The sequence below is a fragment of the Hoylesella timonensis S9-PR14 genome (assembly GCF_000762405.1).
GTDB lineage: Bacteria > Bacteroidota > Bacteroidia > Bacteroidales > Bacteroidaceae > Prevotella > Prevotella timonensis_A.
The window spans coordinates 1-13,221 of the sequence record NZ_JRPQ01000002.1; the positions used below are offsets into that span (position 1 = coordinate 1).

General features: G+C 41.3%; 13 protein-coding genes and 1 tRNA gene. 4 read left to right on the forward strand and 10 right to left on the reverse strand.

What is annotated here, in order from left to right:
• From HMPREF9304_RS14800 to HMPREF9304_RS00190, 3 genes are all read left to right on the forward strand, one after another.
• Positions 1 to 203, forward strand: a 203-nt coding sequence (locus HMPREF9304_RS14800; protein ID WP_036925481.1) for a hypothetical protein, incomplete at its 5' end; no start/stop codon positions are given.
• 239 nt (positions 204 to 442) lie between these two features.
• Positions 443 to 514 (forward strand) — tRNA-Arg (locus tag HMPREF9304_RS00185).
• A 348-nt stretch (positions 515 to 862) separates the two neighbouring features.
• Positions 863 to 1,660, forward strand: coding sequence for an ADP-ribosylglycohydrolase family protein (locus tag HMPREF9304_RS00190; RefSeq protein ID WP_036925539.1), 798 nt, complete (start codon positions 863 to 865; stop codon positions 1,658 to 1,660).
• 222 nt (positions 1,661 to 1,882) lie between these two features.
• On the opposite strand, the gene HMPREF9304_RS00195 is transcribed toward HMPREF9304_RS00190, so the two are convergent.
• The 10 genes from HMPREF9304_RS00195 to HMPREF9304_RS00240 form a co-directional block, all read right to left on the reverse strand.
• A complete protein-coding gene (locus tag HMPREF9304_RS00195; protein WP_081953613.1) occupies positions 1,883 to 3,010 on the reverse strand; it encodes a CD0519/CD1768 family membrane protein in 1,128 nt (375 codons plus the stop codon).
• Between the two features lie 438 nt (positions 3,011 to 3,448).
• A complete protein-coding gene (locus HMPREF9304_RS00200; RefSeq protein ID WP_036925485.1) occupies positions 3,449 to 5,398 on the reverse strand; it encodes a beta-N-acetylhexosaminidase in 1,950 nt (649 codons plus the stop codon).
• A 34-nt stretch (positions 5,399 to 5,432) separates the two neighbouring features.
• Positions 5,433 to 6,416: a tRNA dihydrouridine synthase DusB gene (dusB, locus tag HMPREF9304_RS00205; RefSeq protein WP_036925491.1), complete on the reverse strand. Its 984-nt coding sequence runs from the start codon at positions 6,414 to 6,416 to the stop codon at positions 5,433 to 5,435.
• A gap of 128 nt (positions 6,417 to 6,544) precedes the next feature.
• The gene (gene dprA / locus HMPREF9304_RS00210) at positions 6,545 to 7,678 is read right to left on the reverse strand and encodes a DNA-processing protein DprA (protein WP_180979131.1); all 1,134 of its coding nucleotides are present in this window, start codon (positions 7,676 to 7,678) and stop codon (positions 6,545 to 6,547) included.
• A 2-nt stretch (positions 7,679 to 7,680) separates the two neighbouring features.
• The gene (locus HMPREF9304_RS00215; protein WP_036925494.1) at positions 7,681 to 8,079 is read right to left on the reverse strand and encodes an acyl-CoA thioesterase; all 399 of its coding nucleotides are present in this window, start codon (positions 8,077 to 8,079) and stop codon (positions 7,681 to 7,683) included.
• Between the two features lie 60 nt (positions 8,080 to 8,139).
• Positions 8,140 to 9,450: a DUF2851 family protein gene (locus HMPREF9304_RS00220; RefSeq protein ID WP_036925497.1), complete on the reverse strand. Its 1,311-nt coding sequence runs from the start codon at positions 9,448 to 9,450 to the stop codon at positions 8,140 to 8,142.
• A 139-nt stretch (positions 9,451 to 9,589) separates the two neighbouring features.
• Positions 9,590 to 10,429, reverse strand: coding sequence for a hypothetical protein (locus HMPREF9304_RS00225; RefSeq protein WP_036925500.1), 840 nt, complete (start codon positions 10,427 to 10,429; stop codon positions 9,590 to 9,592).
• A gap of 39 nt (positions 10,430 to 10,468) precedes the next feature.
• Positions 10,469 to 10,921: a DUF6108 family protein gene (locus tag HMPREF9304_RS00230; protein ID WP_036925503.1), complete on the reverse strand. Its 453-nt coding sequence runs from the start codon at positions 10,919 to 10,921 to the stop codon at positions 10,469 to 10,471.
• Positions 10,911 to 11,351: a PG0215 family putative anti-sigma factor gene (locus HMPREF9304_RS00235; RefSeq protein WP_156104727.1), complete on the reverse strand. Its 441-nt coding sequence runs from the start codon at positions 11,349 to 11,351 to the stop codon at positions 10,911 to 10,913. Before HMPREF9304_RS00235 ends, HMPREF9304_RS00230 begins: the two co-directional genes overlap by 11 nt.
• 25 nt (positions 11,352 to 11,376) lie before the next feature.
• Entirely contained in the window at positions 11,377 to 11,886 is a 510-nt protein-coding gene (locus HMPREF9304_RS00240) for a GFO_1088 family ECF-type sigma factor (RefSeq protein ID WP_197061616.1), read from the reverse strand.
• Positions 11,887 to 12,462: 576 nt separating this feature from the next.
• Here HMPREF9304_RS00240 and dapB point away from each other — a divergent pair.
• Positions 12,463 to 13,218, forward strand: a complete 756-nt coding sequence (gene dapB / locus HMPREF9304_RS00245; protein ID WP_036925508.1) for a 4-hydroxy-tetrahydrodipicolinate reductase — start codon at positions 12,463 to 12,465, stop codon at positions 13,216 to 13,218.
• The last annotated feature ends 3 nt before the right edge of the window (positions 13,219 to 13,221 follow it).

Consider the following 13,221-nt stretch of genomic DNA (forward strand, 5'->3'; position numbering starts at 1 on the left):
TTTTCTATTTTGAAGATTTTGAATGGTCGATTTTTGGTAAAATAATAGGACAAAAATATCGTTTTGAAAATGCTTTTGTTGGTTCGGACTTGACATTATCTTTCACAAAGTTTTTTTGTCTTTTTCGTGTTATTCGTTGTTCCATAGCTACTCAACAATGGTTTGGAAGAATACTGCCGTATAGATGCAAATCTTTTATGTAGGAGTAATTGTTATGATAACAAATCAATTAAAGAAAGTGAAAGGGGCAACCAATGCAATTCGCTTAGGGCTTAGATTTGTTATTGAAACAAAAGAACAAAGTTTATTTTTCACTATCAATCTTCTCTTTTAGATGAGCGTACCGTGACATGCGATAGATAAAAGAATATGAATATTTGGCACTATCTGATAAAATTCTTATCTTTGCAACGCTTTCCAACTTAGAAAGCTTCCACACATTGCTCCCATAGTTAAATGGATAGAACGTAGGTTTCCTAAACCTTTGATCCGAGTTCGATTCTCGGTGGGAGTACTGTTTTTTAGAAAAAGAAGAAGGTAAAAAGCAGCTAAGTTGAAGAGAAACGAAATGCACACAAGTCCTCGATTGACAAATTTATGTTAAATTTCATTAGCTTAACGGTGATATCGTTTCTTATTTCTTTTATTTATCCTATATTTGTACTAAACAAGAGGTATCCCAATGAGGGGACAACGCTTGCGTATCAATCACTAACGAAAAAACACAAGAGCATTACAATCATTGAATGTACGTGATATTACGCTTAGTGTATCATGTCATTGTTGAGCGAGAGCGTACCTTATTTAGACTATCTTTTGTTATTGTTTGGCAATTCAGTTTCACAAAGTAACCTTCAAAAACATGACAGGCGCAATCATAGGAGATATTGTAGGATCTCAATTCAGATTTAACACCACTGACGTAAAAGATAATGTTGAATTGTTTACTAATGAGTGTAGTTTTACAGATAATACGATTTGTGCAGTTGCAATTGCAGATGCAATTATGAACAATGGCTCTTATCAAGAAGCGTTATTAGACTGGTGTCATCGTTATCCAAATCCACAAGGCGGATACAGTGACATGATTACACAATGGTTGAAAGACCCCAAAGCCTCTACAGTCAGTTCATTTGACAATAGTGCTGCCAAGCGCATTGGTGCTGTGGGCTGGTTGTTCAATGACTATCATGAGGTGCTATCGGAAAGCAAAAGATGTGCCGAGGCGAGTCACACTCATCCTGAAGCCATTAAGGGGGCGCAGTGCGTTGCCACTTTAATTTATTGGCTACGTACCTGTAGAATACGAAGAGAGGAAATAGAAAAAGCAGTGAAACATAATTTCGGGTATGAAATTCCGAGTCTTCGAGACATATATGCCACCATTCATCATGGACAGAATGATGCTGCGTGCCAAGAGATAGTACCTTGGTCTATTAGATGTTTCTTAGAAAGTGAGAATTTCGAAGATGCGCTACGGATAGCTATAAGTATTAGTGGAGATTCTGTTGCCGAAGCGGTTATATGTGGGAGTATAGCCGAAGCGTATTACCAAATACCTGATGAGTTGATAGAAAAGGCTTTTGGCTACTTAACAAAAGATATATTGCAAATTGTTGAGCAATATTATGAATATTTGGGAAGCCATCTAAATAAATAGTCGTCTATCTTTTTAGAACAATGCTTCCCAAATACGAGCCTGTTTAATATGTCGTTGTGAGCATGAAATGCTCTTCTCAAAATACAATTCTTGCATGTAGCATAAATTATCTCCATACATGAGCGGCTGCGATTCCCCGTAATCGTATAATTCATTCATGTGGTTTGCGGCATTAACTCATGCTTTCAATAAAAGGATAGCTTGGATACAAATAAAAAAGCCTTATATGAAAAGCGCAGCATATAACAGATATCCCCAATGTGCAGCAAGCGCAGCTGCAAGTCCTCCGATAGTATGAGAAACAATGGCCTTAGAGGTAAGTTCCCGATAGCCAATGGTATCAAGCATTGCTGTATGTGTACTAAGGAAACCACTCCAGCACATTCCAATACCTGTGAATACAGCTATGGCATTGCCATCCAGCCAACCTTGTGACATAAAGTTGGGCACTAAACTCAATGCAGCACCAACAGCTCCGAGCGCAGTGATAGGGAAGGCAATCTGGTGTGGGTCTGAAAACCCAAAGAGCGGATTGAGTAGCCAATCTAATTTGTTTGCAATGGCTGGTAAAATGGCGATTCCCTCATAAGCTTTGCCTGTGAAATTACCTTCTGTACTGGCTCCAAAGGTGAGTATCATCACTAACGTAGAAATAATGAGTACACCAGGGATGATGGAAACACCAACATCGACGCCCGATTTTCCGCCGTCTAATAGAGAATTGAGTATGCGCAGAAACACCGATGTTTCTTCACGGTGTAACTGACGAATGGGTTGCTGGCGAAACTTCTCTCCATCCAAAGCTTCTTCGGAACGATATTGCGGATAAGCTTTGAGTACAAAGTGTTGCATGAGCCTTGTAGAGACTACGCACCCAATGCAGGCTCCTATAAAACCAATGAGGGGTTCCACGAAATAACCGTTGCCTAACATAAAGACGATGACAATGAGCCCCATGCCAAACGCTGTGCCGAAATTGGTGAGCGAAATATACTGATACTTCTTGAAGTAACTACCAAAATGCTTGTCTTGTGCCAAAGTGATAATGGCAGGATTGTCGGAGAGAAACGTTAATACCGCTCCAAGTGAAGCCACTCCTGGCAGTCTGAACACCGGTTTCATCAATGGTCGCAAGGCTCGTTCTATTAAGTCTACAACTCCAAATTCAACAAATAGCTTCCCTAAGGCACCTGTCAACACACAGATGCCCATGAGATAAAAGCAGGTATTGAGCAACAAGTCGTGAGCCGTGTGCATAATGGTGTTGAGCATGTTAGCCACTCCCATAATGCTTGCTATTCCTCCAAACAGTCCAGTGATGATAAGCAGACATATAATCCCCTTTGGCATTCTTCTCTTTTTCTTATCATTGCTCCTGTCTGTTGTTTGCTGTTGGAGCAATTCATCCTGTGTAGAGACAGTTTCTCTCTTGACCTTTGTATTATTCACTTTGTTTGTCATTAAGGTTCGTAATCGTGTGTATCTTTTACTCTCATTATTGAAAGATATCTGTAAACGCCACCATTCTATGAGGTTGGAGTCGTGGCGTTTTCAGATATTGCTTTCATATAATGATTCTAAATTTGTGATTTCATTTGTATTTTGCTGGCAAATTTAAGATTTTTATTAGTATCTATCTTATATCTGACTTTATTTTTTTGTTCAGCATTGATATTTTCTGTGCGATAATGATATTTCAATTGTTTTATCAATATATGCCAAATATCTTTTATGAATCATGCTGTCAATGTTCACAAGGCTTACAAAAAGAGCACTGCAACCTTTTGTTTATTGCAAGCTTTCTACTTTTAAGTGGGTTATCTTGCTATTGAAACTGCCCGTCTGTAACAGGGGGAAGACAAGTGTACGAATGTAATAAAGGTCTCCTCGCTTTCCAAAATTAATTTTCTTAACATTCAGTTCACTCACTAATTTACCATTGACAAACAGACTTGTTTGTTCACGATTTCCTTCAATCACCACTTGCGCCTTTTCATGTGGAAAGAATTGATAGCCAAATGTGTTCAGATAGCCGTCTCTACTAAATCCTAACAGCCCAGAAATGGGGTCAGACAAGTAAAATTTGGCATTTGGTGAACTAAACAAGACTGTTCCCGGAGCTTCCTTGGCTGCTTCAATATGGAAAGAAATTCGGTAGTTCCAGCCTATCTGTTCTATGGCGTTGTGCTCGTTTGGTGTCACCACATCTTTAGTCAGCACGACACCCGGCTGGTATCGTCCCGCATAGTTTACGCCAGGAGCTTCGCTAAGTTGTTTCTTTTTGTCTGTAAAGTAGGCGTAATCAAAGGAAGGTTTTGCACCTGTCCACATTTTCGTAGACAACGTTTGCAGTGCTGGCATCACTCTATAATGCACGTCTTGTGGACTAATACCATTGCCAACAATATCGTTCCACACCGCAAACATTCCTCCCTTTATTTTGGGATGACGCTCTGGGAATATCACATCATTGATATTAGCTGGTGTCCACTGCTTATACAGATTTTCGGTATTAAGATAGTCGTAATAGTAGCCTGCCTTTGGTACAATGTACAAGTAACGGTCTGGAATGCTCACCAAATCGTATCCAAGGTCAATCATTTCCTTTGGTTGCGAATAATCATTCGACCATGCGTACATGAGTACATCTTTCACTTTTATAGGAGTCTTTCCTTTTGCGTGCGTTTGTTGTCCCCACACCAAGGCTTGTTTGCCAAAACTCTCCACATATTTTATATATCTATCGGTAAAATATCTGAACTTCTCTACTACCGCTTGGTCTTTATTCGAATATTCATCGGTGCCAATGTGCACACGCTTCCCACGAAAAACGGGGTCAACACCTCCTAAATATTCTTTGAACAAACCATCTAAGAAGGTATATGTTTCGGGATTAAACAAGTCTAAATGATCCATTCCATACTCCTTGCTGGCTATCTCAGGTTTGTAATGTGTAAACGCTAACGAATGGGCAGGGACATCAATTTCTGGAATAATCTCGACATGAAGACTGTCAGCGAGTTTCTGTAAATCGATAAATTCTTTTTTTGTGTAATAACCATCACGAGCGGTAAGTCCTGGGTAAGTATCACATTCCAACCTAAAAGCGGCTTGCGTTTTATTCCAGTCGTTATCGAAAAACTGTTTGAAACCATTGTCATTCAAATGAATATGCAGCGCATTCATTTTATAATAAGCCATGATTTTAACATATTCTCGAAGCATATCTATAGGAAAGAACTTGCGTCCACAGTCAATCATCAACCCACGGAACGGATAGTCTGGTGCGTCGGTGATAGTGCCGCATGGTAATGAACCTTTGTTTTGTTCTGACAATTGGAGCAACGTACGAGTGCCCCAATACAGTCCTTGCACCGTCGGCGCAATTATTTTAATGCTGGATCCAATAACCATTGTATAAGATTCGGGGTTTGCTTTCTTGTTTTTCTTTACAACTAATTCTATATTTTCTACTTTATTTTTCCCCTTCAGAACGTTTAATTTCTGACCAAACATCTGTTGGTAATCGCTTGACAGTTGTGTGGCTATTTGCTGAACCCCTGCCTCATTACTTCGATAAGTAATACACGTTTGTGACTTTATGACAAAAGAACCACTTCCTCCTTTCCATGTTTTAATTTCTGGAATGGTAAAAGGTTTTTCGTTTGTAACCGAATAAATGTTGTTGCAGATGCTCAGTAATAAGAGTAGTAATAAAGTTTTAAGTTGTGTTCTCATTTTTTAATCTCTTTCTATTTTGTTGAATTAGTAATTATTTTACAATTATCTCACGGCATTTTGCAAGGATATCTTCCAGCTCTTTTACCGTTGTGGCACGCAACATGGCAATTCGTGTCTGCCTAAAGTCGGGTATTCCCTTGAATATTGGACTTGCAGCCAAGTGTCTGCGCGTGTGCAAAATGCCACGATATTCGTCAATGCGAGCCACGTTGATGTGCAATTGCTCTAACAAGATATCCAACTTCTTGTTTAGATCAAAGCTTTCATCATGTGGTTTCCCGTCTAAGTAGTTGCGCATCTCTTTGAATATCCAAGGGCATCCAAATGAGGCGCGTCCCACCATAACACCATCTACACCGTATGTCTCAAAGGCATGCTTGGCTTCTTCTGCGGAGGTGATGTCTCCGTTTCCGATGATAGGAATGTGAATGCGTGGATTCTTTTTCACTTCACCTATCAGTGTCCAGTCTGCTTTTCCTGTGTACATCTGACTTCGTGTACGTCCATGAATGGTTAGTGCCTGTATGCCACAGTCCTGTAATTGCTCTGCCAGGTCGGTAATGATGAGATGGCTCGCGTCCCATCCCAACCGAGTTTTCACGGTTACGGGAATATGTACAGCCTTTACTACTTCACGTGTGATTTCCAACATCAAGGGAATATTCTGCAACATTCCTGCTCCTGCTCCTTTTCCTGCAACTTTCTTTACAGGGCATCCAAAGTTGAGGTCAATGACATCGGGTTTACTTTGTGCTACAATCTGTGCCGCCTCAACCATTGAAGCCACATCTCTTCCATAAATCTGAATACCCACAGGGCGTTCTTCTTCACAGATAGTGAGCTTGTTGACGGTCGACTTGATGGAACGCACCAATGCTTCGGCACTCACAAACTCGGTGTACACCATGGATACTCCAAAGCGTTTGCAGAGCAATCTAAATCCTATATCTGTAACATCCTCCATGGGTGCTAAAAATAAAGGGTACTTTCCTAAATCAATATTTCCTATTTGCATATTTTAGAGTTGGCGAGTTTACAAGTTGACAAGTTGACGAGTTTACAAGTTGACGAGTTCACAATGCAAGTTTCGGTGAGGGAGAGAAGCCCACAAGGGAGCTAAATACGGAATGAAAAGATAGCCATTTACATCATTAACAGATGATACATCCCACCAGGAAGAGCTTTCAACACACCTTTCATTTCTAACGAAAACAGAATGGCAGTGAGATGAGCAATGGGAATGTCTGCTTGTACACTTAGCATGTTTATCTGTAAGTCGTTGTGCTTTTTCAACGCACTGACCACTCGTCGTTCTTCTGTCGACAGGTCAGGAAAAAGTTGTCGCTCAATTCCTACTTGTTGGGCACGCTGCAATTTTACGTCATCATCCCAATTCATACTCTTTACAAAGTCATCGGCATTACTAATCAGTCCTGCTACATTGTCACGAATCAAGTTGTTACAACCTTCACTGTACTGACTTCCTACGTTTCCTGGAAAGGCAAAGACCTCTCGATTGTAAGTTCGAGCCAAGCTTGCTGTGATGAGTCCTCCACCATGTGCGGCACTTTCTACGACCACACAGGCATCAGAAATACCTGCAACAATCCGATTGCGTCGTACAAAATTTACTTTGTCGGCATTGGTCTGTGTCAGAAATTCGGTGAGCAATCCTCCTTTTTTCACCATTTCATCGGCTGTTTGTTTGTGTCGAGCAGGATAAAGATAGTCCACTCCATGGGCAAGTACCCCTACAGTAGGGTAGCCATTTTGCAAGGCTTGTCGATGCGCGATGATATCAACGCCATAAGCAAGTCCGCTAACCACCAATAGTTGTGGGCACAGTTGTCTTAGTTCTCTCATGAACCGACGTATCAAATCCTCTCCATAAACCGTATTGCGTCGAGTTCCCACCACACAAATAACACGGCGTTGGTTCAAATTGATGTTTCCTTTATAGAAGAGCATCAATGGTGCATCATCACATTGTCTCAACCGTTGAGGGTAATTCTCATCGTTCATGCAGAGCGGCATCACTCCATTTTCCAAATCCCATTGAAGTTCTATCTCAGCACGATGCAGCGGTTCGTCAAGTTGTTGAAGCGACTGAACCAATTTGGGTGAGGCATCGGGCAAGACGTCTCTAATATTACGCCGATGCTCTATCACGGCTGTGGCAGACCCCAACCGACGATAGAGCTGTAGCATCCCTGTGAGATGAAAATAATTGATGCGTGTGAGCGCAATGGTATTGATGATTTCTTGCGTGTCCAGCATGGTTATAAGTATTTGGCAAAGGCTTTATCGTAGTCTTCGCTGTGTCCTAATCGCCCATTGATTAAGCATACTAAATCTGCTTGACAAGAGAAACATAGCTTTTCATCTGTTGCTCGATATAGGTCATGATAGAACTCATATCTCAACCCTTTCTTTTTCATAGACAGTCTGGATATAAAGTGGTCGTCGCATTTCAGTGGCACTTTATATTCCAATTTCATACGTGCCACCACTGCATCTACACCTTCTTCGTGGAGTTTAGCAAAGCTCACGCCCAATGATTTCAAGAACAAGTGACGGGTATGTTCTGTGTAGTGAAGATAATTGGCATTGTTAACGATACCCTGAATGTCGCACTCGTAGTCGCGAACTTCCATTTCTGTTTCAAAAATATATTCCATTCTTTCAAATTCTTTGGTTAAAACATAATATTTATAGATGGCATATAGCCATTGATTCTCTTACCTGTTGTGTTGTTTACCTTTCAAGTATTCATAGCCAAAGCGACAACGTAAACATTCTTTACGTTCACAGTATTGCCTTTGCAGCTGGACGAGAGCTTGTGTATCTCCAGCATTTTCCACCTTGATTCCGCTCTCTTGCCATTTCCTGACAATGTGATTTGTCTCTGGCTGAAGCTGTTCTAAGTAATTCAAAGCTTTATCACATAGCTCCTCCTCATCGTGATATCTTCCATAAGCAAAAAGGATGGGGATTACCGTGTTGATGAGTAATACATTAAGGGAGGACTCTGATATTCTTTTCTCCGATTTCTTACTCACCGCTCCAAACACATAATGAGTCTGCCAATAGGTAGAAACGCCCGATTTCATCGTGTCTTTTAAGGCCTTTAATGATTCGCTTTCTACCAAATTTCTTAATCCAAATCGGTGAGAGTGATACAAGGTAGCCAATTGAGCAATGCGAATGTTGGGGAAATTTTGAGGTCGTAATCGTAAGAATTTCCATCTCTTACCCTCCATTGGCTGCAAGTTAAATTTGTGTTGCAAATACAGATATTCGTTTTGCAATCGCTCAAAATAACCCTCTGTATCCATCGTTGCATGGTATTTCTCGGGTATCAAAGAGCGTTCCAACAGTCCTGCTTGCCCCATAAAGAACGCCTCTACCTGAAAAAGGTCATCACGATGATGAGCCACGCTGTGCAAAGGAATGTGCATCGCCCATTGCTCAAACGCATCACCATTGACTCCAAAGCCAAAATTACGTGCCAAGGTAACAAACAAAACCGTTTCCCAATCGCCTTGGCAAAGAGCCAAACGTTGTTTTATTTGCAATGTTTTTTGCTCCAATCGCTCTGTTTGCAAGGCAGACAACCACGCATGAACAGTGATTCGAGGCATTTCCGAAACCACTTCATGGCAAGGAGGATAAGCGTCAGCCATGAGCAGTTGTTCGTATTGTTGTTCCACCTGCTGGGGTATTTGAAGCTCCAATTGTGGAATTTCCCTGCCCGTTGTTGTGCGAACAGGCGTATCTACATCCCCAGATACATGTAAGACAACATTATTATAGTTGGTATCTTGATCATGATGATGCGCATACCAATCGCTCGATTTGTTATGAATCTCAACATTTCCCACCCAAACAGTGTCCGCCAACTTAATCTTTGCATTGATAAAGTCAGGACCTGCATCGCTATTGTGCAATCCTGTATCTATCACCTCAACCAACTGACCATCCGTAGTGGCCAGTTGTGTCAAGGGAAACAGTCGATGTTTCCAACAATAGTGCAGCAGTTGCTCTGTCATCTTTAGCAGGATAAAGTCTACTGCAAAGCTACAAAATATTTTCTATTTATGGTATCAACTGCTCTTTTCTTTTGTTATGAATCTTTAGTCTCACCACATATTGTTGGACAATGAGGTATGTGCAACAGAAAGAATGTCCTTACATGGTAATGCCGATACCTACACCAAAGGGCATTGCGTTGATACCTTTTTTGAATAGCGGTGTCAAGGCGTAGTGCGCATAAAGGTTTACACTGCCGAAGCCCACGTATGCCTCTGCGTTGATGCCTAAGGCGTTGATGCCCAAATCGCGTGATACCGTGTGCTTTTGCTTGTCTATACGGTATTTTGAAACTTCCTTATAACGATATTCCAAGGCGAGACCGCCGCCAGCAAAGATTTTTCTTCTCCCAAGACGCTTTTGCCATTCTACCATGATTGGTAACTTGACGTAATAATATTTCAAAAAACTGGTGGTCACATCTTTTTCTTCCAACGGTAGCATACATGTTTCTTCCTCAACTCTCTTGATGACAGATGAAGTGTTGAAGTGGTTGTGAACAAAGCCAAATTGCAAGGAAGATACCAAGCCAAGCGTGTTTTGCTTGTTGAGTGACAAACCTATTTGGCAAGGCGAGAAACCCCATTCGCTCGATTTGGTGTCACGCATTACTACATTGCTGTTGGCATTTAGCAAATTGGCACCATAGTAGAAATCGGGGAAATGTGGGTAAAATGTTCGTTTAGTATTCTTCCGAAGAGGAATAAAAGGAGAGAAAACAAACACCTGTTCTACCTCTTGTCCGTCAACAAAGTTCACCTCGCGCGTCTTTTTCCATTGATGTCCCTCACTGTCGAAGATGCTGACAGAGATGCCAAGCGAGTCGTTGTGAATCACAACCTTGTTCTTACCAAGCATTACACTGGTGGTATCGGTTCCTTCGGCTGCATACGATAATGTTGCTGTGCAAAGCATAAATGCAAAAAATAGTTTTTTCATATTGTATAATTTTTTATGTTGTCAATTGCTTGTTATGTATCATCGTTTAGAATAGCACATTTTCATGATTTCATCGGGGGTTAAGGCTCCTTCGATATAAATCACGGTTCCGCTATTTTTATTGCCTTTCCCAAAAAGAATGTAACGGTTAACACCTTCTTTTAGGGGCGTCATCATGTAATATCCACTGATCACCCGTCCATCTTCTATCACCTCTTTTATCTTTTTTGCCTGCTTTCTGTCAGCTTTCAAATAAGGTTCTATCACGGGCGCAAGATTTTTATAGGTGAGCGACTTGTAGACATCAAGTTGGAAACCACGTAAGGAGGTGTGGCGCAGAAGGACCATCTTACAGTTTTTGGCACGTGCAAAACGGTCAAAAACTTGTTCTATTTGTAGTTTTTGTTGTGCCGAAATCGATAGCGTAGCGCTGATAAGCAACACGCACAAAATCAGTCTTTGCCATTTGTCAGCGAGTAGGTTAGTTCTCATGATTGGTTTCTCCTATTTGAAAAAGTGCATTAAAATCTTCTTGCTGGGTGGAGGATACGTTGCCGAGTGCATTTTCCGCCTCCTGTATCACCGTTTCTTGGTTCGTTGTCTTCTCCCCATTGATAATTACATAATTAGCCGATGAAGATTGAAATTGAAGGGTGAACATAAAGAGGAATATGAAGACAGCTGCCACAGAGACGGCAGTGGCAAGCCATGACCAATGTAACCTCCTGCGATTCGGATAGTACTCTCTGTGTTGTTGTCGCTGGTGTAGCTCCCAGACAAAGAGTTGCCGAAGGGGTTGCCACGCCTCAGGTATATCGCCTTTAATAGTAGCGAAATACGCTCGCAACTCATCTTCTTCCCGACACGAAGTGTCACCGTTGAGATATTTCTCTATCAGTTGGTTAATTTTCTGTTCGTTCATCTTGTTTTCCTTTCTCTCAATAGACCTATTTTTTCCCCATTTCATCGGAGATTCGCAAGAGCTCTTTTCTGACGAATCGGCGTGCTCGTGACAAGTTTTGCCGTAAGGCCTCAGGACTGCATCCGCATAGGGTTTGTATTTCATGTACCTCATATCCTTCTATCTCCTTGAGCATAAATATTTGTTGTTGCAACGGTGGCAGTTGTTGTACTACACACCGTACCATTCGCAATTCGTCGTTGAGCTCACATTCGTGTGCGAACTCTGTAGCCTGCTCTGGCTGTTGTAGTCGTTGTTCACACTCTAATTGGCGATGCCGATAATGGTCAATTGCTATTCCTTTGAGCGTTTTGATAGCCAATGCTTCAAGGTTAGGATGTGTCTCTAACCTTTCGCGCATGCCCCACAGCTTGAGCAACGTCTCTTGCACCAAGTCTTGTGCGTCTACATTGCCCGGTTTCATGACACTTGCCTGCTTGAGCAACACACTTTGCAGCGCCACAACTTTCTTGCCAAAGGTTTGAATGTCTATCATCTATATCGTAAACGAATGAAATCGCATTTTGTGACATCAATTCATCATTATTTTTTTTTCGGTGTGCTATTTTCGGTTTCCAACCACTTGCGAAAATCGTCTAAAAATGAGTGGAAATAAGTCCTTTTTGTTAAGATAATTGACATTTTTCAAATTGCGAAATAGAAATTTTTAAGGTAAAAATAAGAGGCAAAAGTGCATTTTTTTTGCCCTTTCTTGGTTGAAGCATTGAGATAAGGCTGCTAAAACGTGCAATCAAGCCCGTTATTACATACAACTTGGAGTGCTAACTACATGAGTTAAGCCTCCAAAAGCAATGCTTGAATGGAATGAAGAATAGGGTAGATTTACTTAATGTGTTGATAGTTAGTACATTGCAAAAATCGCGTATTTGCGACCGAGGAATGGGTTGGTGACAAATATGCGCGTATTTTGGACGTTACGCAAAATTTTTCAAAAAAATAAATTCCTGTGAAGAAAAAGCCGAAATGGCGTCAATAAAATTTAAAAACAAATGCAATATTTTGATTTTCAACTGTTTTACACTATCTTTGTCATCATTTAAAAGTATGTGATATGAAGATAGCACTGATAGGATATGGCAAGATGGGCAAGATGATAGAACAAATTGCCAAAGATAGAGGGCATGAAATAGTGTGCGTTATCGACCTCAATAACCAAGAAGATTTTGATAGTCAGGAATTTATATCGGCTGATGTGGCAATAGAGTTTACCACACCTACGGCAGCCTATGGCAACTATTTGCGAGCCTTTGCACATCATGTAAAGGTGGTGAGTGGGTCTACAGGCTGGATGAAAGAACACGGCGAAGACGTGAAGCGCATGTGTAGCGAGGAGGGACAAACCTTGTTTTGGGCTTCAAACTTCAGTATTGGGGTGGCAATCTTCTCGGCAGTCAATCGCTATTTGGCTAAAATCATGAACCAATATCCACAATATGAAGTGAGAATGGAAGAAACCCACCATGTTCATAAACTGGATGCACCCTCGGGAACTGCTATCACTTTAGCCGAAGAAATTGTCGATGAAATGGACAGAATTCACGGTTGGAAGAAGGGAGTGCTGCATGCAGCCGACGGCAGTGTGAGTGGAAATAGCTCTATGGTAGCGGATCAAATATCCATTGACAGTGTCAGAAGGGGAGAGGTGCCTGGTATCCATACCGTAACTTATGACAGTGAGGCCGACCAAATTACCATTTCGCACAGTGCGCATAACCGAAAGGGGTTTGCCTTAGGCGCTGTTTTGGCTGCTGAATATACGGCTCAGCATACAGGATTGCTTACAACAAGCGACCTTTTCAAATTTTAAGTA